Raw genomic sequence first — 23,106 nt, 5'->3', positions numbered from 1 at the left:
CGCCCGCCCGCGCGAACGACCCCATCGACCAGGCCGTGAGCGGGGACATCGGGTGACGCAGGAGCGGGAGGCGGGGACCGACCCGGGCCTGGGGCTCGGCGACGCCGCGGCCTACGCGCAGCCGCGCGCCGACGCGGACGTGGTGATGAAGGGCGGGATCGCGAGCGGGGTCGCCTACCCGCTCCTGGTCTGCGAGCTGGCGCGCGAGTTCCGGCTGCGCAGCATCGGCGGGACGTCGGTCGGCGCGATCGCCGCGGCCGCTGCGGCGGCGGCCGAGTCGCGCGGCCCGGGCCGCGGTGCGGCCTTCGCGCGGGTGGCGGGCCTCCCGGAGGTCCTTGGCCGGCGCGGCGCGGACGGGACGTCGACGCTGCTGTCGCTCTTCCAGCCGGATCCCGCGACCGCGCGCACGTTCCGCCTCGCGCTGGCGCTGCTGCGCGGCGGCCGGCTGCGCATCGCGGCCGGCGTGCTCGCGTGGCTGCCGCTGCCCGTCACGGCGCTGCTGCTGCTCGCCGCGGCGCTTCCGGTCGCAGCGGTCACGGCCGGGCTCGGCCCCGCGGCCGGTCTGGCGCTGCTGGCCGGGGCGGTCCTGCTCCTCGTGGCCGCCTTCCGGCTCACCGGGCGCGCGGTGCGCAGCGCGCTGGCCGCGATCGCCGCCAACGACCTCGGCCTCTGCCGGCTCGGTCCGGCATCCCCGGGCACCCGGCGCACGCGGCCCGCGCTCACCGACTGGCTCCACGACCTGCTGCAGGAGCTCGCCGGCCGGGACCGGGAGGACCCGCTGACCTTCCACCACCTCTGGACGGCCGACCAGGCCCCGGTGCCGGCGCACGGCCGCGAGCGGGTCGACGGCGATCCGGCCGTCGACCCGAAGGCACGCGCGATCGACCTGCAGCTGATGGCGGTCGACCTCAGCGAGGGCCGGCCGCTGCGGCTCCCCGGCACCGGCGTGCGCGCAGGGTCAGCGAACGAGCGCACGCTGCTGTACAACCCCGACGAGCTGGCGCGCCTGTTCCCCGGCCCGGTCATGCGGGCACTCGCCGGGTCTGCAGAGCCCGCCGCCGCGGCGGCGCGCGCGGCCGCGGAGAACCCGCGGCTGATGGTGCTGCCGCTGGACGGCCGGCTGCCCGTGCTGGTCGCGGTGCGGATGAGCCTGAGCTTCCCGCTGCTGATCTCCGCGGTGCCGCTCTGGCAGCACGAGGCCGGGAGCGGCCGCGTGCGACGGGTCGTCGTGGCCGACGGCGGGATCGCCTCGAACTTCCCGCTGCACCTGTTCGACGCGCCGATCCCGGGCCGCCCGACCTTCGGCATCAACCTGGTCCCGGGCCCGGACGGCGCGGTCCACGGACCCGCCTTGGCGGCCGCGGCCGCGCGGCGCCAGTGGCGGCCGGTGGACAGCGTCGGCGCGCTGGCCGCGGCGATCAAGGACACCCTGCAGAACTGGCGCGACAACGCCCAGGCGGACATGCCGGGCTTCCGCGATCGCGTGGCGAGCATCGAGCTCGCGGCGCACGAGGGCGGCCTGAACCTCGACATGGACGCTGAGACGGTCGACGCGATCGCCGGGCGCGGCGGGGAGGCGGGCCGCGTCCTGATCCGCCATTTCGGCTCGACGTCCGAGGGGCGAGCCGGCTGGGAGCGCCATCGCGCGGTGCGGCTGCGGACCTCCCTGGGCGCCCTCGACCAGTACGCCGGCCTGTTCTCGCGCGAATGGGTGGACGGTCGCTACGAGCAGGTCGCGGGCGACGCGGCGCCGGACGTGCCGGCGGAGCACGCCCGGGTGGTGGCCGCCGAGCTCACGACGGTCGCCGAGAGCGCGGCGGCGTGCGGCGACCCGGACGTCCCGCTGCCCCGGCCCGTGCTCCGCGCCGTCCCCCCGAGCTGATCACGCCACCGACGGCGCGGCGTCGTCCCCTTCCGGCGTGATCGCCGCCCGCGCCGCGCGGACGGCCTTGCGCGGGTTGAGGGTGCCCAGCTCCCGCCACAGGATCACGGACGCGATCGCCAGGCCGGTGACCATGAGGACCGTCCCGACGCCGAAGGTGAACGCCGTGATCTGGGCGATGTCGACCGGCTGGCCGGTGATCTCGACGAAGCCGTAGGACAGCATCGCCAGGCGCAGGCCCGCGCTGGCGGGCGCGAGCGGGATGATGCGCCCGCCGCCCTGCGCGGCCATGACCAGGACCACCGTCGTGACCGTCACGGGCAGCTCGAAGGCGGCCATGAAGGCCGCGAGGGACCCCAGGCGGATGAGCCGCGCCAGGGCCTGCCAGGACGCGACCCCGGTCACGAACCGCCGCGGCGTGCCGAAGATCGCCAGCCCGATGCGGAAGCGCTCGATCAGCGTGGTGGCGCCGCGCCTCAGGGTGCGCCCGACCAGGTACAGCAGCGCCCCGCCGCCGACCGCGATCAGCGCGGTGAGCACCGGGTGGTGGATGACGAAGGTGACGTCGAAGCTCGGCAGCTCGCCGCTGGACGTCGGGACGGGGAGGAACCCCTGCGTCAGGGCCCACACCACGAGCGCGGTGCCGAACAGCGTCTCGAAGACGGTCTCCGGGACGAACGTGCCGGTCAGCGTGGCGTAGCTCGAGTCGGGGATGCGGCGGCGGACCAGCGTCAGCTTGACGACGTCGCCGCCGCGGGCGGGGATGACCGCGTTCAGGCCCGAACCCGCCAGGTAGGCGAAGCACGTGTCGCGCGGGCGCAGCGGGCTGCCGGGGTAGGCCGCCTCGATGATCGTGTGCCAGCCGCGGGTGCGCACCGCCTGGCTGACGACGTAGAGGACCGTGCCGAGGATCAGCAGCAGGGGGTTCACGTCCGCCGCGTCGCGGAGGATCAGGGACGCCGCGTGCCGCGCGGCGATCAGCAGGTCGTTGATGGTCTCGAGCATCGATGCCGTCTCCCCTCAGGGTACGGCCGTCGCCTAGAGAAACTTGAGCGCCGGCGGTCAGCGACCGGGCTTCTCGTCCGGCCAGTGCCCGTGGCGGTCGAAGTAGTCGCGGGCGGCCGACTCGTCGTCCCGCTCGCTGTCGCCGCTGACGCCGACCCGCCACAGGAAGTTCATCAGCCAGATCGACAGGCCCGCGCCGACGACCGCCGCGCCGCCCTCCAGGCCGTCCTCGCCACCGCCGAACGCCATCAGGCCGATGCCGACGACCGTCACCACCGCAGGCAGCACGTAGCGGACGAGGTGGAGTCGCGACACAGCTCCATCATCCGTCGTACCGGAAGTCGGTGTGGAGGTGGGGCGCTCCCCCGGCGCCGTGCCTCGGTGTACGCTGGCGCTCGTGACGGCCGAACGCGACGACGCAGCCTTTGCCGCCCGGCTCCTCGCCGACGCGGTCCACGCGGTGGCCGCCATCGCGCGTGACGCCGGCCTGTCGCTCGACGGCTACCTGGTCCTGCACGAGGCCGTGGCGGCCGGCGGGATCCGCCCGACGGTCCTGGGCCGCCTGCTCGGCCGGTCCAGCGGAAGCCTGACCCCGGTGCTCGATCGCCTGGCGGAGCTGGACCTCGCCCACCGCGAGACCAACCCCGAGGACCGTCGCAGCTCGCTCGTCGTGGCCACCGCGGCCGGCATCGCGATCGTGGACGACGCCCGCGCGCGTCAGGTGATGGCGCTGCGCAAGATCGCGGCGGACCTGCCGGTCGACGTGCGCCGGGCGCTCGTCGCCGACGAGCCCGCCTGACCGCCCCGTCCGGGCTCCACGCCCGCGGCGAACCGTCCCAGCCGGCCATCACCCGTCCAGGGTCTGGCCTGCACGCGGCGGTGATTTGCCATGCTGGACGCATGGTCGTCCGCTTCACCGCCGCCGCCGGCCTCGCTGCGGCGATCCTGTCGACGCTCTTCGCCGGCCCCGCCGCCGCGCAGTCCGGCTCCGCGAAGGGCACCGTGATGTCGCCCGACCGGACCACGGTCAAGGCCCGCGTCAGCCCCGGCGGCGCCGTCGAGGCGAAGGTCAAGCACGGCACCCGCCTGCGCATCACCTGCCAGATGTCCGGCCCGATCGCCTCCTCCAAGGGCAGCCGCTCGAACATCTGGAACCGGGTCATCGTCGGGACCAAGCGCCTCTACATGTCCGACGTGCTGATGAAGACCGGGTCCTCGGGCGTCCTCGTCGCCAAGCTGTGCGGCGCCCCGGCCCTCGACCCGCAGCAGCTCCCCGGCGACACCACCGGTGCCTGCGGGATCACGTCGCCGGTCGCGCAGCTCCCGCCGTTCCCGAGCCGCTCGGCGTTCATCAAGGCGGCGGTCCCGGGCGCGCAGAAGTCCGACCGGGAGACGCAGGTGCCCGCGTCGGTGACGCTGGCCCAGTCGATCCTGGAGACGGGCAGCGGGACGATCGCGGCCGGGGCGAACAACTACTTCGGCATCAAGGCGGGGGTCGTCGCCGACGAGGGCGAAGGCGTCTTCCAGTGGGGCGTGAACGGAGTCGGCTGCGTGCTGCGCAAGACCGGCGAGGTCATCGGCGGCAAGATGGTCACCACGATCGGCGCGTTCCGCGCGTACGCCTCGCTCGCCAAGTCGATCGAGGACCACGGCGCGCGGCTGGTCGCGAACGACGTCTACAAGGGCGCGTTCGCCTACACCGAGAAGCCGGAGCAGTTCGCGCGCGTCATCGCCCGCTACTACGCGACTGACCCCGAGTACGCGAACAAGGTGGTCTCGCTGATGCGCAGCGAGAAGCTCACGAGGTACGACGTGAAGGGCAAGAAGGTCGCGCCGGTGCCGGCCGACGACACGCCCGCCACGACGACGCCGACCACCCCGGCCAAGCCTGCGGTGCCCACGCCCGCGGATCCGTCCGGCGGCGTCTCCCCGTCCCCATAGAGGGGTTCGTGACCCCCATCTGTGGGGGTCCGCGCACGGCTGGCACGGTGGCGCTCTACGATCGTCCGGTCCACTGCACCCTACTCGGACATATGATCCAGACACCATGACCGATTCTGCTTCCCCCCTGCGCGTCGCGATCGTCGGCGCAGGCCCCTCGGGCTTCTACGCCGCCGGCCAGCTGCTCGCGGAGGGCTTCGAGGTCGATGTCTACGACGCCCTCCCGACGCCGTTCGGTCTCGTGCGTGCCGGCGTGGCCCCCGACCACCCGAAGATCAAGACGGTGACGAAGGCGTTCGAGAAGACCGCGGCGAAGGACGGCTTCCGCTTCTTCGGCGGGGTCGTCCTGGGGGAGGACGTCAAGCCGCACGAGCTCGAGGAGCGCTACCACGCCGTCCTCTACTCGTTCGGCACCGCGACGGACAACCGGCTCGGCATCCCGGGCGAGGACCTGCTCGGGTCACACCCCGCCACCGAGTTCGTGGCCTGGTACAACGGCCATCCGACCTACGCCGACCACGACTACGACCTCTCGAGCGACCGCGTCGTCGTCATCGGCAACGGCAACGTCGCGATCGACGTCGCGCGCATGATCGTGCTGGCGGAGGAGGAGCTGACGCCGACCGACACCGCGGACCACGCGATCGAGGTCTTCACGAGCGGGCAGATCCAGGAGGTCATGCTGCTCGGCCGCCGCGGCCCCGCGCAGGCGGCGTTCACGAACCCCGAGCTGCTCGAGCTGGGTGAGCTGGCCCGTGCCGACGTGATCGTCCACCCGGAGGACATGGAGCTGGACGACGCCTCGCAGGCGTGGCTCGAGTCCGAGGACGCGCACGCCACCAACAAGAAGAACGTCAACATCATGCGCGAGTACTCGACGCGCGAGCCGTCCGGCAAGGAGCGCCGCGTGGTGCTCGAGTTCCTGTGGTCCCCGGTGGAGATCGTCGGCGAGACCCAGGTCGAGGGTATCCGCGTGGTCCGCAACCGCATCGAGGCCGGTGCCGACGGCTCGCTGCGCGCCGTCTCGACCGGTGAGGAGAAGGTCATCCCGTGCGGCATGGTGGTGCGGTCGATCGGCTACCGCGGCATCCCGATGGAGGGCATCCCGTTCAGCGAGCGGGGCGGCCTCATCAACAACGAGGGCGGCCGCGTCGTCGAGAACGACGGCACCGTGCGCGTCGGCTCCTACGCCGTCGGCTGGATCAAGCGCGGCCCGTCGGGCGTGATCGGCACGAACAAGAAGGACGCCGCCGACACGACGGCCAAGATCTTCGCCGACCGCGACGAGGGACTCCTGGCGGGCGACAAGCCGTCCGCCGAGGAGACGGAGGCGTTCGTCCGCTCGCGCGTCCCGGGCGCGGTCTCCTGGGAGGACTGGAAGGCCATCGACGCGCACGAGGTCAGCGCCGGCGAGCCACACGGCCGTCCGCGCGTGAAGCTCGTCCGCCTCGAGCACATGGCGGACGTCGTGGCGGGGACCCGGACGGCGGGCTGACAGAAAAGGTACGCAGGCGTACCACGAGCCGGTACGCTTGCGCGCATGCCTGAGAACAGTCCCGCCCTGTATCGCGCCGGCAGCGGCGAGCCCGTCGTCCTGCTGCACGGGTTCACCGGGACCTGGCACCACTGGCGGCCGCTGCTCGGCGATCTCGCTTCGCGCTACGACGTCATCGCGCCGACGCTCGCCGGGCATGCCGGCGGGCCGCCGCTGGTCCTGGAGGACCACGCGACGATCGCCGTCGCGGCGGACCACCTGGAGACCCACCTGGACGAGCTGGGCGTCGGCACCGCGCACTTCGTCGGCAACTCGATGGGCGGCGCCTTGTCGCTCGAGCTCGCCAAGCGCGGCCGCGCCCGCAGCGTCGTCGCCATCTCGCCCGGGGCGACCTGGGAGGTCGGCGGCGGCGAGCCCGAGCGCATCGCGAACTTCTTCGCGCGGCAGATCAAGCTGAGCCGTGCGACCAGCCGGCAGGCGCCGCTGATCGTCAAGCGGCCCGGGATCCGGCACGTGGCCTTCCGGGACATCATGCGCCACGGTGAGCTCGTGAGCCCCGCAGACGCGCTCGACCTGATGCGCACGTCGATCCAGTGCCAGGTCATCGATGACGTCCTGCGGGCGCTGCGCGCCGGCCGGGCGCACCTCGAGGACCTCGACCAGATCAACGTCCCGACCCGCGTGGCGTGGGCCGAGCGCGACCGTATCCTCCCGATGGCGCTCCACGCCGGCCGCGCGCGGCGGGAGATCCCCGGCGTCGACTTCGTCGTCCTGCCGAAGGTGGGCCACGTCCCGATGTGGGACGACACGCCGCTCGTGCTGCGGACGATCACCGAGTGGGTCGACCGGCACGCCACGGGCGAGGCGGTCGCTGCCGCGCCGCCGACGGTCGCCGCGGTCGACTAGATCCCCCCATGGCGGGGGACTGTGGCCGGCCTGCGCTTTGACGAAAGGTGCACGTCCGCTACCTTTCCCGTGGGCACGACACGGTGTGGGACTCCACGGACGGGGAGCACCACTGCGGGCTGAGGGGCCTCGCCACGCCGGTTCGGGACACCCGGCACCCTTCACACCTGTCCGAGGAGGACAACCAATGACCGATTCCACACTGCGCGGACGCGCGTGGCTGGCCGGGCTCGTACTCGGCCTCACGCTCTTCGCGATCCCGTCGTCGAGCCACGCCTTCACGAGCGAGCCGCTCTGGAACTGCCGCGCCAGCGCGCTGTACACGTCGCTGGCGGGCAACGACCGCATCGAGCCGATCGTGGCCAACGGCAACGGCAGCGACACGAAGGCCACCAGCCCCGACCGCGAGCAGTGCGCCAACAGCGGCGCCGGCGAGGAGAACCTCGCGACGCCCGTCGGCATCCCTCAGACCTTCGTGGCCGCCAAGACGGCGTCCGCCAAGACCACGATCACGCCGGCGCTCGGCCGCGCGATCGACCAGGCCGTCGTCTCGACGTCCCGCGTCGAGAACCTCTCGCTCCCGCTCGGCGGCACGGCCGTCGTCATCGGCGTGGGTGCGGCGAACTCCGAGGTGACCGGCAGCTGCGTGGGCGGCGTCCCCAAGCTCGCCGCCACGAGCTCGATGGCGGACCTGACGCTGGGCGGCCAGGTCATCTCGCTCAACGAGCTGCTCGGCGGCCTGCAGCAGGTGCTCGCCCCGCTCGGCGTGCTCGTCGACGTGAAGTTCAACGAGCAGATCAACGAGGGCGGGACGCTGACCGTGCGTGCGGCGCACATCAAGGTCCTGCGCGGCGACAACACGCCGCTGCTGGACGTCGTGATCGCGGAGAGCAAGGTCACCGCCGGCCCCGCCACGTGTGACCCGGACAAGCAGATCCCCGGCCTCACCGGTCAGATCTGCCCGACGGGCTCCACCTACGACGCGAACACCGGGGTCTGCTTCATCACGGTCGGCGGCGGCGGCGGCGGCGGCGGCGGCGGCACCGGCGGCGGCGGGGGCACCGGTGGCTCCGGGACGGGCCTTCCGGGGCCGGGCGGCACCGGGACCGGGACCGGCAGCAACACCGGGGACGTCATCGTCGTCGGCAAGCCGTTCCAGGGGCCGAGCGGCGGCACGGTCATCTCCCTGGCCGACGCGCTGAAGAAGTACGGCCGGCTGAAGTGCCTCACCGGCGGCGGCCCCAAGTTCGCGGTGGTCGGCACGAACGGGAAGGACCGCATCACGGGCTCCAACGGCGATGACCGCATCATCGGCCTGGGCGCGAACGACTCGCTCGACGGCGGCCGCGGCGTCGACTGCGTCGAGGGCGACGGCGGTAGCGACACGATGAACGGCGGCATCGGCAGCGACAAGATGTACGGCGGTGCCGGCAACGACACCATGACCGGCGGCCTCGGCAACGACGTCATGGAGGGCGCAGCCGGCAACGACAAGGTCAACGGCGGCTCCGGCGCGGACACGATGAGCGGCGGCACCGGCGCCGACATCCTGAACGCCGGCTACGGCGCGGACAAGGTGACCGCGGGCAGCGGCAACGACATCGTCAACGTCGCCGTCCAGGGCCCGAAGGCCCGGGTCAGCTGCGGCACCGGCCGCGACCGGATCCGCCTGAACCAGGTCGAGCGCCGGTCGGTGACGGGCTGCGAGAAGCAGTACATCCTGCGGGACAACAAGTAGCGCGGACCGGACGAACAGCAATGCGATAGCCGTCGAGGTTCGACAGCTATCGCATTGCGTCGGCGTCGCGCCGGGCGGGCGGGCGGTGCCCCGACGGTCAGACGCCGCGGCGCCGGAGGGCGAGCCCGCCCGCGCCGAGCAGCAGCGCGAAGCCTGCGACCAGCGGGTAGCCCGTCGCGTCGCGGGTCTCCTTCTTGGAGCCCAACGCCGACCCGAGCGACTTGTAGATCGCCCCGAGCTGGCCGGCGTCCTGCGCCGTGAACGCGCGGCCGCCGCTGACCTCGGCCATCCGCCGCAGCGTCTCCGGATCCGGGACCGCGGGCAGCGGCTGCCCGAACGGGTCCGGGTTCGGGACGGTGGCGTCCTGCGTGCCGAGCGCGACCGTGTAGACCGGCACCCGCAGGCTCTTGGCCATCAGCGCCGCGTCGATCGGATCGCTGCCCTGGGTCGTCGTGCCGTCGCTGAGCAACACGACGGCGGCCGGGGTGCGGTCGGTCTTCTTCGGCCGCAGCAGCGCCACGGCGGCCTCCAGCGCATCGCCCGTCGCGGTGCCGCCGTTCGCGGTCTGGCGGGCGATCGCGTCCTTGGTCGCGGTGTGGTTGGTCGACGGGGGCTGGACGTCGTCCGGCGTCGCGCTGTACGCCACGATGCCGACCTTCACGTCGCCCGGGAGCTTGTCGACGAACGTCGACGCGGCCGACTTGGCGGCCTCCATCCGGCTGGGGGCCACGTCGGTCGCGGCCATCGAGCCGGAGTGGTCCGTGACGAGGACGATCGACGCCTCCTGCAGCGCGACGCGGACCGATCGCTCGGGATGTGCCGCCGCGAAGACGAGCGCGGCCAGGGCGGCAAGCGCCAGCGCGGACGGGATCCACCGGCGGTAGGCGTCCTGCGGGCCGGCCGCCAGGGCGAGCGACGCCGCGGCGGGGAAGCGCATCGCGAACTTGTCGCGGCGCCGCGAGCGCTGGACCGCGAGCGCGATCAGCAGCGGGATGGCCAGGAGGGCGACGAGGACGACGGGGTTGACGAAGGACATCAGCGCAGGGCCCGTCCCAGCGCCAGAAGCCAGTTCTCGTCCGTCCCGAGCGGCACGTGGCCGATCCGCAGGCGGCGCAGCTCGTCGTGCAGGCGGGCGCGGCGCTCGGCCTCGATCTCGGCGAAGCGCTCGCGGACCCGCTTGCTGGAGGTGTTCACGCGGACCGTCTTGCCGGACTCGGGGTCGACGAGCGACAGGTGCCCCACGTCGGGGACCTCGACCTCGCGCGGGTCGTAGACCTCGACGCACAGCACGCTGTGCCGCGCCCGCAGGGGCCCGAGCGCGCGGGATGGGTCCAGGGTGCTGCGGAAGTCGGAGACGATCACCACGAGGGCCGGGGTCTGCGCCAGCCGCCCCAGTGCCGCGCACGCGTCGTAGAGCGCGTGCTCGTCCTCGCTGCCGTCGGCGGCGACGCCCTCGGCGAGCGCGTGCCGTAGCCCGCCCAGCGCCGTGCGCCCCGCACGCAGCGGCGAGATCCGCGGCGGTCCGGGCGCGCCGTAGCGGACCATCCCGAGCGCACCGGCGCGCCGCAGGGCGAGCCGCCCGACGACCTGGGTGACGCCCTCGGCGACGTCGCTCTTGAGGCGCTCGGCCGTCCCGAACGCCATCGACGCCGAGACGTCGAGCAGGATCCAGGTGGTCTGGGTGCGCTCGGGGACGTGCAGCCGCACGTGCGGCTCGCCGGTCCGCGCGCTGGCCGCGGCATCGAGGTGGCGGACGTCGTCCCCCACCTGGTAGCCGCGCAGCTGCGACAGCTCGGTGCCGGCGCCGACGCCGGCGGCCTTCAGGTCGCCGGGCTGCGTGCGCGCGCTGTGACGGACGAGCGCCACGTCGAGCGCGTCGATCATCTGCTCCGGCAGGGCGCCGGGCCCCTGCCGGGCGGCAGGGGGCTGGAGTGGGGGGCGCTCCGTGATCAAGCCGCCTGCACCCGCTGGCGCTTCGTCAGCCGGGCGCCGTTCGGGTCGCTGACCTTCTCGAGGACGCGCTCCAGCACGTCGTCGGACGACGTCCCGCTCGCGAGCGCGTCGTAGGAGAGGACCAGGCGGTGGCGCAGCACGTCGCGGGCCAGGTCGCGGACGTCCTGGGTGGTCGCGTGGCCACGGCCGCGGAGCAGCGCGAGCACGCGGGCGGCGTGGACCAGCCCGATCGAGCCACGCGGCGACGCGCCGTGCTCGATCTGGCCCGTCAGCTCCGGGAGCCCGTGGTTGGCCGGGTTGCGGGTGGCGTCGGTCAGGGCGACGGCGTAGGCGATGACGTCGCGCTCGACGTTCACCTCCTTCGTCACGCGGCGGAAGTGCTCCAGGCGCTCGAGCGACAGCAGCTCCCGGACGCCGCGGCCGCCGGCGAGGCTGCGGCCGACGACCGCCGACTCCTCGCTGACCGTCGGGTAGTCGACGAGGACCTTCATCAGGAAGCGGTCGACCTGGGCCTCGGGCAGGGGGTAGGTGCCCTCGGACTCGATCGGGTTCTGGGTCGCCATGACGATGAACGGCTTGGGTACCTCGTAGGTGGTCCCGGCGATCGTCACCTGACCCTCCTGCATGACCTCGAGCAGCGCCGACTGGACCTTCGCGGGGGCGCGGTTGATCTCGTCCGCGAGCACGAAGTTCGCGAACACGGGGCCGAGGCTGGTCTCGAAGTCGCCGCTGTTCGGGCGGTAGATCCGGGTGCCGATGATGTCCGCCGGGACGAGGTCCGGGGTGAACTGCACCCGGGCGAAGCTGCCGCCCAGGACCTCGGACATCGTCTTGATCGTCAGCGTCTTGGCCAGTCCGGGAACACCCTCGAGCAGCACGTGACCGCCCGCGAGCAAGGCCACGAGCAGGCGCTCGAGCATCGCGTCCTGGCCGACGATCACCTGCTTGATCTCCTGCAGGGCCTCCTGCAGCGCGGTGCGGGGATCCTCCGGCGGCGGGCCGTCGAAGGCGGAGGTGTGGGGCGGGGGCATCTCGGTCATGGGCTCTCGTGCTGGGTCGGGGACGTCGTCGGGAAGGGGGGTGGGGGCTTCGAGCGCGGGCGGCCGGTCAGACCAGCCGGCCGAACCAGGTCATGGACAGGCCGGCGCCGCCGAGCAGCAGCAGCGCGGCTCCGGCCGCGAACGCCGGGGTCACGGACTCGTCCTTCTTGCGGGTGCCGAGCTCGGACCCGAGCCGCTCGTAGACCTGCGCGAGCTTGTCCGCGCTGGCGCTCTCGAAGAACGCGCCGTCGCCGGCCTGCGCCATCTCGCGCAGCGTCGACGGGTCCGGCGGGACGGGCTTGACCTGCTCGGAGCCGTTGCTGCGGGGGACGGTGATCGTGCCCTGGGCGGTGCCGAGGGCGACCGTGTACACGCGGATGCCCTCCTGCTTGGCGGCGGTCGCGGCCTCGACCGGGTCCACGCCCTTGACGGACGCGCCATCGGACAGCAGCACGATCGCCGCCGGCGGCTTGCTGTCCGTCTTCGCCTTCGACCCGCCGGGGCGCAGGACGCGGGTGGCGGTGGCGACGGCGGTGCCGGTCGCGGTGCTGCCGCTGGCCTCGAGCTGCTGCAGCGCGTCGAAGGTGGCGGCGCGGTCCTGCGTCGGGGACTGCAGGACGCTGGCGTTCTGGTTGAACGCCATGACCCCGACGTTGACGCGCTTGGGGATCGTGTTGAGCAGCTGCTCCTGCGCCGTGCGCGCCGCGATGAGCCGGTTCGGCGTCACGTCGGTCGCGAGCATCGAGCCGCTGACGTCGGTCACCAGCATGATCGACGCCCGTTCGACGGGCACGGCGACCGAGCGCTGCGGACGGGCGAACGACACGAGCAGCGCGATCAGCGCCAGCGCGTAGAAGACGAACGGGACGTGGCGTCGCGGGCCGGGGCGGACCGGGGAGTGGGACGCCGCGAGCACCGGGGCGGCGAACGCGGCGAAGGCGCGGGTCTGCTGGCGCTGGCGGCTCACGTAGACGAGCGCCAGCACCGGCACCGCCACGAGCGCCAGGAGGACGAGCGGCGTGCCGAAGCTCACGGGATCGGGGTCTGGGGACGGACGCCGAGCGTCACCGTCACGTCCTGCACCTCGCCGGTGCTGCGGCGGACGTTGGCCTTGATCTCGTCGTACGGCTGGTGGCTGTTGACTGCTCGGGAGATGTCGGAGAACTCGCGGATCTGGGTGCCGTCGATCGACAGCACGACGTCGCCGGACTGCAGGCCGGCCTCCTCGGCGGGGCCGCCCGGGGTGATCTGCGAGAGCGTCGCGCCGGTGCCGGTCGCCGACGGCTGGGAGGTGATGCCCAGCCAGGCGCGGTCGATCTTCTTGCCCTGCGCCAGCGCGGGGATCACCTGGCGGACGGTGTTCGAGGTAACCGCGAAGCCGATGCCGACGTTGCCGGCGGACCCGCCGCCGCCCGTCTCGATCTGGGAGTTGACGCCGATGACCTTGCCGCCGCTGTCCAGCAGCGGGCCGCCCGAGTTGCCCGGGTTGATGGCGGCGTCGGTCTGCAGGGCGTCGTCGATCTCGTAGTTGTTGGGCGCTGGGATGGCGCGGGCGAGGCCAGAGATGACGCCCTCGGTCAGCGTGCGGTCGAGGCCGAAGGGGTTGCCGATGGCGAAGACCTGGTCCCCGATCCGGACCTGGTCGGAGTCGGCGAGCTTGAGCGGCTTGGCGCTCGCGGGGGCCGCGCCGGCCGGGATCCGGACGACCGCGAGGTCGCTGGAGGGGTCGGTGCCCTTGACCTCGGCGGGGATGTCCCGGCCGGTGGGGCCGAAGCGCACCGTGACGTTGCTCGCGCCGTCGATCACGTGCGCGTTGGTCGCGATCGTCCGGTCGTCGTTGATGAGGAAGCCGGTGCCGCTGCCGCTGCCGGTCCGGATCGAGACGACCGCCGGGCTGGCGTTCGCGTAGACCTTCGACGCGCGGGTCTGGCCCTGCCGCGGCTTGACCGGGGTGGACGGGAGCGCCGGCAGGGCGGCGGTCGTCGAGGCGCGGCGGCGGTCGTCGTGCGTGCCGACCATCCAGCCGCCGACCGCGGTCACGGCGACCACCGAGGCGGCAGCGCCCGCGGCGATCGCCCGGCGGTAGGGCGGCGGCGGAGCGACGGCCGGCGCGGGCGCCGCCGGCGGCCCGGCGGGGGCGCGCTGGAAGACCTGGGTGCGCTCGGCTGCCGCGCCGGCGGCCAGGTCCTCCTCGGCCTCGGTGAAGGGAAGCTCTGGGGCGGGGGGCGGGGCCTTCTCGGACTCCTCGCGCCAGGAGCCGGACCAGAGATGTCGCGGTGAGGGCATCGGTAGTGAACGTAGGTGCCCAGCCTATGCGCGAACTTAACGGCGACTGAGCGGGGGCTGAGTGCGGACGGGCTCCCAGGAGCCTCTCAGGAAAGGCTCACGGCCACCCCAGTCCGCGCCGTCAGCGTCCCGGACATGTCGATCTCCGTCCCCCCTGCACCTGTCCGGGTCCCCTCGTCCGCCGCCGCCGGGCCGTCTGACAGGGGCTCTGTGCGGCGCTGGGCAGCGCGGCTGCCCCGTCCGCGGCCGGAGCTCGTGGCGCTCCTGGTCCTGGCCGCCGTCCTCGATCTCTGGGCGCTCGGCCAGAACGGCTGGGCCAACACCTACTACAGCGCCACCGTGAAGTCGATGACCACAAGCTGGCACAACTTCGTCTACGCGTCGTTCGACGCGAGCGGGGTGATGACCGTCGACAAGCCGCCGCTGGCGCTGTGGGTGCAGGCGGCGTCGGCGCGCGTGTTCGGCTTCAACGCGTGGGCGCTGCTCGTCCCGCAGGCGCTGATGGGCATCGCGAGCGTCGCGCTGGTGTACGACCTCGTCGCTCGCCGGTTCGGCCGGGTCGCGGGGTTCGCCGGCGGTGCCGCGCTCGCGGTCACGCCGATCACGGTCGCCATGTCGCGGCACAACAACCCCGACGCGCTGCTGGTCCTGTGCGTGACCGCGGCCCTCTGGTTCCTCGTCCGGGCGCTGGAGGACGGGCGCACGCGCTGGCTCGTCCTCGCGGGCGTGATGGTCGGGCTCGGCTTCGAGACGAAGATGGCCGCCGGGCTGCTGGTCGTCCCCGCGATCGCGGCCGCCTACCTGTACGTCGCCCCGCGCGGGTACCTGACGGCGGTCCGGCAGCTGAGCCTCGGCGGGCTCGCGCTCGCGGTCGTGGCGCTGGCCTGGCCGGTCCTGCTGTGGCTGACCCCGGCGGGCAGTCGTCCGTGGGTCTCCGGGACGAGCGACAACTCGATCTGGTCGCTGATCTTCGGCTACAACGGCCTGGGCCGGGTCGACGGGCAGGCCGGCGGGCCGGGTGGCGCCGCCGGCGGCCCGGGGGGCGGCGGCGTGTTCGGCGGCGACAGCGGGCCGCTGCGGCTGCTCAACGAGTCGCTCGGCGGTCAGGCGGGCTGGCTGCTCGGGTTCGCGGCGGTCGGCGGGCTGTTGATCGTCGTGTCGACACGGCTGCGCCGCAGCGATGCGCGCACCGGCTGGCTGATCGCGGTCGGCGGGGCGTTCGCGACGACGGCGGTCGTGTTCAGCCAGGCGAAGGGCATCTTCCACCCGTACTACGTGTCCGCCCTGGCGCCGTTCGCGGCGGCGCTCGTGGGCGCGACGGTCGGCGTGATCGCTCGTGGCAGTGGTCTGGTCGTCCGGATCGGTGGCCCGCTCGCCGTGGTCGCGGGCCTCGTGTGCGAGCTCGTCATCCTGCGCGACAACCCGGCGTCGCTGGGCTGGCTGCCGCCGGTGCTCGGCCTCGCTGTCGCGGCCGGGGCGGTCGCGCTGGCGGTCCTCGGGGCCGGCCGCGTCCGGACCGTCGTGGTGGCCGCCACGCTCGGCGTGCTCCTGATCGCGCCGGCGTCGTGGTCGGCGCAGACGCTCGACCACGCGACGAGCTCGACGTTCCCCGCCGGCGGTCCCGCCGGCGTCGGCGGCGGCATGGGTGGCCCGGGCGGCGGCGGCCGCGGCGGGCGCGGTGGCTTCGGCGGCGGGCCGGGCGGCGGGGCTGCGCGCGGCGGGTTCCCGGGGACGGGCCAGGGCGGGCCACCGGTGCTGCCGGGGTCCGCGGTCGTCCCGGGTGCACCGGTCGTCCCGGGCGGCGGTGCGCCTACCGGCAGCGGCACCGGCGCGACGGGCGGCCGCGGGAGCGCCGGCGGGGCGCCCGGCGGTGGCGCCGGAGGGCGCGGTGGCTTCGGCGGGCCGGGAGGCGGTGGCGGCGGCATGTTCGGCGGCAACAGCAACCTGACCGCGGCGCGGGCCTACGCCAAGGCCCACGGCGGCGGCACGATCGCGGTCTCCTCGCAGCAGGGCGCGTCGGACGCGATCATCGGCGGCGCGACCGACGTGGCCGCGATCGGCGGCTTCTCGGGCCGGGAGAGCGAGGTCACGGTGCAGTGGCTCGCGGACGCCGTCCGGTCGGGCCGGATCCGCTGGGTCCTGACCGACGGCTCCGGCGGCGGGCAGCGGTCCGACGGCCGGGTCGGCTCGACGAGCGTGATGGCGGCGGCAGCTCAGGTCGGCACCGCGGTCGACCTCAGCGGGACCGCGAGCACGGCGACGGCGGCGACGACGTCCGCCGGAACCCTGGTCGACCTGCAGGGCAAGGCCGACGCCCTGGACGCGCTGGCCGGCTGACGGCGACGGCCCGCGGGCTGCCCCGCCCGGATCGAGCGTCGGTTTCCCCGTCGGAGGACGCGGGGGAACCGACGTTCGCGGCTCGGGGCGGGTCTGCCGGCGGCGAGCGTCCGTTTCCCCGTCGACAGGGGTGGGGAAAGCGACGTTCGCGGCCTGTGGGCGGCGAACGGGCGGGACGGTGCAGCTGCCGGCAGGGAAGGACAAAGCGCGCCCGGCGTCGTACCAACGTCCGATGCCCCGTCTCCGTCGTGCCGGCCCGATCCGCGCCCGCCACGTCACCTCCACGCCCCTTGCACGGACGCGCGGGAGCAACCTGGCACCCTCGGCAAATCCGTTTGCTGAGCGAACTTGCCGGAAGGCGGCGCAAAGGTGAGGCGCGTCTCGTCCTATCGCTCATCCGATCGGACGATGCCGGGAAGGCCCGGTGGGGCCGAAAGTGAACGCATCGTGCAGGAACGCTTAGTGCTGTCGTCGTTCCCGGCCTTGCCCGCGGGGCGGACAGCCCCTGCCGTCAGTCTGCTCCGTCGCGTCCGACGGTCGGTCGAATCCCCCTGGACACGCGCTGTTTCGAAGCGGAGGAAGACCCGCAGATCGCTGGTAGCCTTGCGCCAGATGCAGCCCCTCGCTGTCGCCGGCGTCTCACCCGTCAGCCACAGCATCCCCGACATGCAGTTCTCCCCAAATCTGCCACGGAGGGCACGATGACCGGTCCGGCGGACGTCGCCACCACGCTCGATGACCTCGAGCGCAAGCTGAAGGACCTCGAGCGCGAACTCGCGTCGGCCGGCGACCCTGCGTCCTCCGGCCGTCAGCCCGCGCCCCCGGCGTCCCTCTCGGTCGTCGCCCCGGCTGCCCCCGCCCCTGCGCCCGCCGCCGTGCCGATGCCTCCCCCGGCACCCGCACCCGCCGCGACCACGCCGGCAACCCCGGGCCCGAGCACGGCCGCGCACCGTGATGTGGTCATCGCCACCCCGCAGGCCCCTGCGGCTCGCGTCGACGCGAGCCGCTTGATCGCCGACGCGCACCAGAGCGTCGACGGCCAGCTCACGGAGCTCATGCACTTCCGCGAGCACCTCGAGCGGTCGGCCCAGGAGCTGCTGCGCGAGTACAACCGGCTGCTCGGCGGCCTGCCCAGCTCCTCGATCCCTGCGACCCCGGGCCCGGCCGCCACGCTCGGTGGCTCCCTGCCGGCCCCGGCGGCACCCGCGCCGGCTGCTGCCACCCCGCCCCCCGCACCGGCGCCCCCCGCCTCGGCGCTGCCGGCCGCCCCGCCGCCCTCGTGGTCGCCGCCCCCGGCGCCCGAGCCGGACGAGACCGAGGCCGCGGCCCCGGCGCAGCCGGTCGCCGAGCCGCTGCCGCCGTCCGCCTGGGAGCCGCAGCAGCCGCCCCAGCCGCCCGTCGGCTGGGAGCCCACCCCCGCTCCGGCGCCCGCCTCGGCGTTCCTCCCGCTCCCGGGCGACGGCGGACTGCCGGTGACCGGCACCGACCCGGCCGCGCCCGCCGGCCCGGGCCCGAACGACCAGCTCACGTTCGCCGGTCAGGTGACCGTGGACGCGGGCCCGTTCGAGGACATCTCGACCCTCAGCTCCTTCGAGCAGGCGCTGGGCCACCTGCCGGGCACGCAGGACGTCTACGTGCGCGGGTTCGAGGGCAGCCGCGCGCTGATCGACCTGGTGCTCGGCGCGCCCGTCGCAGTGGGCGACGAATTGCGCAAGACCGCCCCTCTGGGGTTCACGATCACTGCCGCAACCAGTGACCACCTTTCCATCACGATCGACGGCGGATGGCATGCCTGAACAACCGACCAATGAGCAGTACAACCCGCTGGCGCTGTTCGCCATCGTCATCGGAGCGCTGCTGCTGTTCGCGGTGTTCTTCATCGGCTTCCTCGTGGCGCCGCTCGCGATCCTGCTCGTGTTCTACGTCGTGTACTCGGCGATGGACCGCAGCAAGAAGAGCGGCGGCGGGCACGCACCCGCGGAGGCGGAGGAGGAGTACGACGACGAGGTCCCGGACACCGCAGCCGACCGCCTGGCCCGCGAGGCCGCGCAGCGTCGCGCCGTGATGGAGCGCATGGAGCCGGAGCCGGTGGCCGGGCAGACTGACCGGCCGGGCCCGTGACGGACCCGCTCCCGAGCGCCGGTGGGCACAAGTCCACCACCCTGCAGGACTTCGAAGCAGACCCCCGCATGTGGCACTACCTCCCGCTCCACGAAGCGCTCGAACAGCGCGTGGTCCCGATGACGATCATCGGGAACCGCCTGCAGGTCGCCAGCGCCACACCCGACCCCGACCTCGCGGTCCTGCACCGGCACTTCCCGGCGCTGCAGATCGACGTGGTCATCGCACCCGCCAACGAGATTGATCGCGTGCTCGCGCACGCCCAAGGACCCGACGCCTGATGCCCTCCACGATCGATCCCGGTAAGCGTTTCTACCGCCAGCTGGCCGAACACGCGGGCCTGGACTTCGTCACGTTCGACCCGGCCGCGGAGGGGACCGAGGAGTACCGCGCCATCAACCCACTCGCGGCGCGCCTGCTGAGCGAGCAGATCTGCCGGCACTTCACGATCCTGCCCGTCTCCTACGCCGGCGGCGTCGTCACGATCGCCACGGCGTCGCCCGCCGACGACGTCGCCCGGGACGTCGCCGTCTCCCTGACCGGGCGTGACGTCGCCTTCGTCGTCGCCGCCGAGGACGAGCTGCTGCTCGCGATCGACGAGACCTTCGCCGGCTGGACCGAGGGCAACGCGCCCGACCCTCGCCTCGAGGGCGACCCCACCGTCCCGGAGGACCACGACCTCGACGCCCCATGGGCGCCGGTCACGAACCCCGGCTCACCGACCCGCCTGGGCGACCTGCTCGTGGCCCGCGGCGTGGCCACCGACGAGCAGATCGCCGAGGCTCTGGTCGAGCAGGAGCGGACCGGCAGCCGCCTCGGCGAGGTGCTCGTCCACAACGAGATCATCTCCGAGGACGAGCTCGTCGCGATCCTCGCCGAGCGCTTCCAGCTGCCGCTCGTCGACCTCAGCGAGTACGAGCCCGACCCCGCTGCGCTGGCCCAGATCCCCGAGCCGCTCTCGCGCCACCTGCGGATCGTGCCGCTGGCGATCGACGACACCACGCTCTACCTCGCGATCGGCGACATCCTCGACGACGAGACCGTCTCCGCGCTCCGCGAGCACACGCACCTGGAGCTGCGCGGGTTCCTCGCGAGCCGCAACGCCATCGACCAGCTGCTGCAGCGCGTCCACGGCGGCGACTACGTCGCGGTCGCCAAGTCGCTGCTGCTCGAGCGCTTCCCGGACGAGTGCGCCAACCGCGTCCTCTCGAATGGCCAGAAGGCGTTCCTGATCGCCGCGGTGATCATCGTCGCCGTCCTGATCGCGGCCTTCCCGATCCCCACGCTGATCGGTTTGATCGCCGTCAGCTCGATCTTCTACACGGCCACCTCGCTGTACAAGTTCCGGCTCACGTACAACGCGCTCGGGCATACGTTCGAGGTCACGATCACGCCGGAGGAGATCGCGGCGATGGACGAACGCGAGCTGCCGATGTACACGATCCTCGTCCCGCTCTACCGCGAGGCGAGCGTCCTGCCGAAGCTGACCAAGGGCATCGACGGCCTCGACTACCCGAAGTCCAAGCTCGACGTGCGCCTGCTCTGCGAGGAGGACGACGACGAGACCGTCCCCGCCATCCAGGCGATGAGCCTGCCGCCGCACTTCAAGCTCGTCGTCGTGCCGGACGCCCAGCCGAAGACCAAGCCGAAGGCCTGCAACTACGGCCTCCTGCAGGCGACCGGCAAGTACGTCGTCATCTACGACGCCGAGGACCAGCCGGACCCCGACCAGCTGAAGAAGTGCGTCGCCGCCTTCGAGCGCGCAGAGCCCCGCGTCACCTGCATGCAGGCGAAGCTCAACTACTTCAACGCGAACCAGAACCTGCTCACGCGCTGGTTCACCACCGAGTACTCGATGTGGTTCGACCTCCTGCTGCCCGGCCTCCAGGCCGAGGGCGTGCCGATTCCGCTCGGCGGCACCTCGAACCACTTCATCACCGACCGCCTGATCGACCTCGCGTCGTGGGACCCGTTCAACGTGACGGAGGACGCCGACCTCGGCATCCGCCTGCACAAGGCCGGCTACACCACGGCGATCGTGGACTCCACGACGCTCGAGGAGGCCAACTCGGACCTCAACAACTGGATCCGTCAGCGGTCGCGCTGGATCAAGGGCTACCTGCAGACGTACCTGGTGCACATGCGGCACCCGTTCAAGCTCTTCCGCCAGCTCGGCCTCAAGAGCTTCATCAGCTTCCAGCTGGTGATCGGCGGCACGTTCATCTTCCTGCTGAACCCGATCTTCTGGGCGATGACGACGATGTTCTTCTTCACCCAGGCCGGGATCATCCAGGACATCTACCCGAGCTTCATCTTCTACGCCGCGGCGTTCCAGCTGTTCATCGGGAACTTCATCTTCATGTACCTGAACGTGGCCGGGTCGGTGCAGCGCGGGTACTTCGACCTCGCCAAGTACGCCCTGCTGTCGCCCCTCTACTGGGGCCTGATGTCGATCGCGGCCTGGAAGGGCTTCCTGCAGCTCTTCTACGCGCCGTTCTACTGGGAGAAGACGGTCCACGGGCTCGATCAGCCCACGACCTAGAACCACCATGGCCATCGCCCTTCCCCCCAGTCACCGCCCCGCGGCGTCGATCGACCACGGTCATCGCGCCGGCACCCGTCTCGACGAGGACACCCTCCACGAGACCCCCGTCCAGCTCCCGGGCAAGATCGTCACGCTCGGGATGTTCGTGATCATCGCGATCTTCTACGGCTACATCGGCTACCGGACCACGATCTCCTCGCACGTCGTCGTCTTCGACGCGCTCGACCGGCTGTCGCGCTCGTACCTGACCTGGCACAACGACCCGCCGAAGCTCGCCGCGGTCGGCTTCGTCTTCCCGCCGATCACCACGATGTCGCTGCTGCCGTTCGCGGTGGTCAAGCCGTTCGCGACGTCGCTCGTCGCCCTCCCCGTCGCCAGCGCGTGCTTCGCGTCGGCGACGATCGTGATGCTCGACCGCGTCCTCGCGCGCTGCGAGATCATGCCGCTGCTGCGCATCCCGATGCTGCTGGCGTTCGGGCTGAACCCCTACTGGCTGTTCTACGCCGGCAACGGGATGAGCGAGGTCGTCTACTCGTTCTTCCTCGCGTTCACGCTGTACGCGTTCGTCAGCTGGTACGCGACGACCGAACCGCGCTTCCTGATCGCGGCCGGGTTCGGCCTCAGCCTGCTGGTGCTCGTCAGATACGCGTTCATCATCTGGGCGGCGCTCGTCGCCATCCTGATCGGTGTCGCGCTCATCCGCCGGGCGGCGCGCCGCATCGAGGTCGAGGGGTCGGTGATCGCCTTCGCGGCGCCGATCGTCTATGTCCTCGGGCTGTGGATCCTCTTCAACACGCTGATCATCGGCGACCCGTTCGGCTGGATCACCGACACCACCACGTCCTCGCAGGCCATCAACGGCACCGGCATCGTCGACCAGGGCTCGCTCGGTATCGACGACGTCGCCAAGCGCCTGTTCCAGCTCGCGCTGGCGTGCTTCCCGCTCGGCCTCGTCGCCGTCCCCGCGCTCGTCATGGCCTTCGTCAGCCAGCGCAACGACATGGCGCTGTGGCTCGCCGCGTTCATCGTGCTCGGCATGGTCATCATCGGCGTGCACGCGTACACGTCGGACAACCAGGCGCTGCTGACGATGCGCGACTCGATGCCGATGTACGTCACCGCGTTCGTGGGAGCGGGCTGGCTCTACCGATCGATGGTCTCGTTCCGGCTGATCGTGTTCGCCGCGACCACGGTGATCCTGCTGCTGGGCATGTTCACCGCCTGGCGCGGCATGCAGAACTACCCGTTCCAGTCGCTCGAGCAGGCGTTCACCCGCGCCCTCTTCAGCGGCGACGACCAGGAGGGCACGTCCTCCCGAGGTGGCTTCACCGTCGGCATCGCCTCCGAGGCCCGGATGGCGGACTACATCAACACCCGCATCCCGCAGAAGAAGAGCTCGATCCTCGCCGACGACGCCCAGACCTTCGGCGTCATCCTGCTCAGCGGCCGTCCGCAGAACGTCTTCGACCGGATCGACAAGGGCGACACGAAGTTCCGTCAGACGCTCGAACGGCCGTTCGGCACCGTCGACTACATGCTGCTCACCACCAACGCGCGGTCGGCGGACATCATCCGCCAGCGGTACCCGACCGCGGTCGACGGCCAGGTGCCCGGCCTCGAGGTCGTGTTCCGCACCCCGCGGTACGCCCTCCTGAAGGTCGCCCGCACGGCGGTCGCGACGACCACGACGACCCCGGGTGCGGCGGCCCGGCCCGGCGGCACGGCGACCGGCGCCACCGGCACCGGCACCGGCACCACCGGCACCAGCGGGACGTCCACGAGTGGGACGACCACGACCACGACGACCAGCCGCCCGCGGACGATCGCCCCCAGCACGACCAACCCCTGATGGACCTC

Annotated in this window: 19 protein-coding genes; 12 read left to right on the top strand and 7 right to left on the bottom strand. The window is 72.7% G+C overall.

The genetic code is table 11. The features are described from left to right. Window positions 1-52: 52 nt before the first annotated feature. Complete coding sequence (locus DSM112329_RS25720; protein ID WP_354699427.1) at window positions 53-1,882, top strand: hypothetical protein; 1,830 nt, start codon at window positions 53-55, stop codon at window positions 1,880-1,882. Here the strand turns inward: DSM112329_RS25720 and DSM112329_RS25715 are convergent, their stop codons facing one another. Further along, window positions 1,883-2,887 carry a lysylphosphatidylglycerol synthase domain-containing protein gene (locus DSM112329_RS25715; protein ID WP_354699426.1) on the bottom strand — a complete coding sequence of 335 codons (1,005 nt, stop codon included), beginning with the start codon at window positions 2,885-2,887 and terminating at the stop codon, window positions 1,883-1,885. Window positions 2,888-2,944: 57 nt separating this feature from the next. After that, window positions 2,945-3,202, bottom strand: a complete 258-nt coding sequence (locus DSM112329_RS25710; protein WP_354699425.1) for a hypothetical protein — start codon at window positions 3,200-3,202, stop codon at window positions 2,945-2,947. Window positions 3,203-3,284: 82 nt separating this feature from the next. Between DSM112329_RS25710 and DSM112329_RS25705 the strand changes: the two genes are divergently transcribed. The 5 genes from DSM112329_RS25705 (at window position 3,285) to DSM112329_RS25685 (ending at window position 8,967) form a co-directional block, all read left to right on the top strand. Beyond that, on the top strand, window positions 3,285-3,686 hold the full coding sequence (locus DSM112329_RS25705) for a MarR family transcriptional regulator (RefSeq protein ID WP_354699424.1): 402 nt from the start codon (window positions 3,285-3,287) through the stop codon (window positions 3,684-3,686). Between the two features lie 101 nt (window positions 3,687-3,787). Continuing rightward, a complete protein-coding gene (locus DSM112329_RS25700) occupies window positions 3,788-4,828 on the top strand; it encodes a glucosaminidase domain-containing protein (RefSeq protein ID WP_354699423.1) in 1,041 nt (346 codons plus the stop codon). Between the two features lie 106 nt (window positions 4,829-4,934). Beyond that, the gene (locus DSM112329_RS25695; RefSeq protein ID WP_354699422.1) at window positions 4,935-6,323 is read left to right on the top strand and encodes an FAD-dependent oxidoreductase; all 1,389 of its coding nucleotides are present in this window, start codon (window positions 4,935-4,937) and stop codon (window positions 6,321-6,323) included. 45 nt (window positions 6,324-6,368) lie between these two features. Beyond that, entirely contained in the window at window positions 6,369-7,229 is an 861-nt protein-coding gene (locus tag DSM112329_RS25690; RefSeq protein ID WP_354699421.1) for an alpha/beta fold hydrolase, read from the top strand. 187 nt (window positions 7,230-7,416) lie between these two features. Next, complete coding sequence (locus DSM112329_RS25685; protein WP_354699420.1) at window positions 7,417-8,967, top strand: calcium-binding protein; 1,551 nt, start codon at window positions 7,417-7,419, stop codon at window positions 8,965-8,967. A gap of 97 nt (window positions 8,968-9,064) precedes the next feature. On the opposite strand, the gene DSM112329_RS25680 is transcribed toward DSM112329_RS25685, so the two are convergent. From DSM112329_RS25680 to DSM112329_RS25660, 5 genes are all read right to left on the bottom strand, one after another. Further along, entirely contained in the window at window positions 9,065-10,003 is a 939-nt protein-coding gene (locus DSM112329_RS25680; RefSeq protein ID WP_354699419.1) for a VWA domain-containing protein, read from the bottom strand. Further along, complete coding sequence (locus DSM112329_RS25675; protein WP_354699418.1) at window positions 10,003-10,851, bottom strand: DUF58 domain-containing protein; 849 nt, start codon at window positions 10,849-10,851, stop codon at window positions 10,003-10,005. The genes DSM112329_RS25680 and DSM112329_RS25675 overlap by 1 nt, the downstream gene beginning before the upstream one ends. Window positions 10,852-10,916: 65 nt before the next feature. Then, the gene (locus DSM112329_RS25670; protein ID WP_354702529.1) at window positions 10,917-11,951 is read right to left on the bottom strand and encodes a MoxR family ATPase; all 1,035 of its coding nucleotides are present in this window, start codon (window positions 11,949-11,951) and stop codon (window positions 10,917-10,919) included. Between the two features lie 76 nt (window positions 11,952-12,027). Beyond that, window positions 12,028-12,993 (bottom strand): VWA domain-containing protein, encoded by a 966-nt coding sequence (locus tag DSM112329_RS25665; RefSeq protein WP_354699417.1) that lies wholly within the window; start codon window positions 12,991-12,993, stop codon window positions 12,028-12,030. After that, window positions 12,990-14,246, bottom strand: a complete 1,257-nt coding sequence (locus tag DSM112329_RS25660; protein WP_354699416.1) for a trypsin-like peptidase domain-containing protein — start codon at window positions 14,244-14,246, stop codon at window positions 12,990-12,992. The genes DSM112329_RS25665 and DSM112329_RS25660 overlap by 4 nt, the downstream gene beginning before the upstream one ends. A gap of 210 nt (window positions 14,247-14,456) precedes the next feature. Between DSM112329_RS25660 and DSM112329_RS25655 the strand changes: the two genes are divergently transcribed. The 6 genes from DSM112329_RS25655 to DSM112329_RS25630 all read left to right on the top strand — a co-directional run bounded on the left by DSM112329_RS25655 (window position 14,457) and on the right by DSM112329_RS25630 (window position 23,098). Further along, window positions 14,457-16,583, top strand: a complete 2,127-nt coding sequence (locus DSM112329_RS25655; protein WP_354699415.1) for a glycosyltransferase family 39 protein — start codon at window positions 14,457-14,459, stop codon at window positions 16,581-16,583. A 701-nt stretch (window positions 16,584-17,284) separates the two neighbouring features. After that, window positions 17,285-18,379 carry a hypothetical protein gene (locus DSM112329_RS25650; RefSeq protein ID WP_354699414.1) on the top strand — a complete coding sequence of 365 codons (1,095 nt, stop codon included), beginning with the start codon at window positions 17,285-17,287 and terminating at the stop codon, window positions 18,377-18,379. After that, entirely contained in the window at window positions 18,372-18,704 is a 333-nt protein-coding gene (locus DSM112329_RS25645; RefSeq protein ID WP_354699413.1) for a hypothetical protein, read from the top strand. The genes DSM112329_RS25650 and DSM112329_RS25645 overlap by 8 nt, the downstream gene beginning before the upstream one ends. Further along, a complete protein-coding gene (locus tag DSM112329_RS25640) occupies window positions 18,701-18,985 on the top strand; it encodes a hypothetical protein (protein WP_354699412.1) in 285 nt (94 codons plus the stop codon). The genes DSM112329_RS25645 and DSM112329_RS25640 overlap by 4 nt, the downstream gene beginning before the upstream one ends. Then, window positions 18,985-21,246 carry a glycosyltransferase gene (locus DSM112329_RS25635; protein WP_354699411.1) on the top strand — a complete coding sequence of 754 codons (2,262 nt, stop codon included), beginning with the start codon at window positions 18,985-18,987 and terminating at the stop codon, window positions 21,244-21,246. The genes DSM112329_RS25640 and DSM112329_RS25635 overlap by 1 nt, the downstream gene beginning before the upstream one ends. Before the next feature lie 7 nt (window positions 21,247-21,253). Next, the gene (locus tag DSM112329_RS25630; RefSeq protein WP_354699410.1) at window positions 21,254-23,098 is read left to right on the top strand and encodes a hypothetical protein; all 1,845 of its coding nucleotides are present in this window, start codon (window positions 21,254-21,256) and stop codon (window positions 23,096-23,098) included. The last annotated feature ends 8 nt before the right edge of the window (window positions 23,099-23,106 follow it).

The organism is Paraconexibacter sp. AEG42_29 (genome assembly GCF_040581415.1).
GTDB lineage: Bacteria > Actinomycetota > Thermoleophilia > Solirubrobacterales > Solirubrobacteraceae > Paraconexibacter.
Note: the sequence above shows the minus strand (reverse complement) of the source record. Positions and strands in the feature narration are given on the sequence as shown.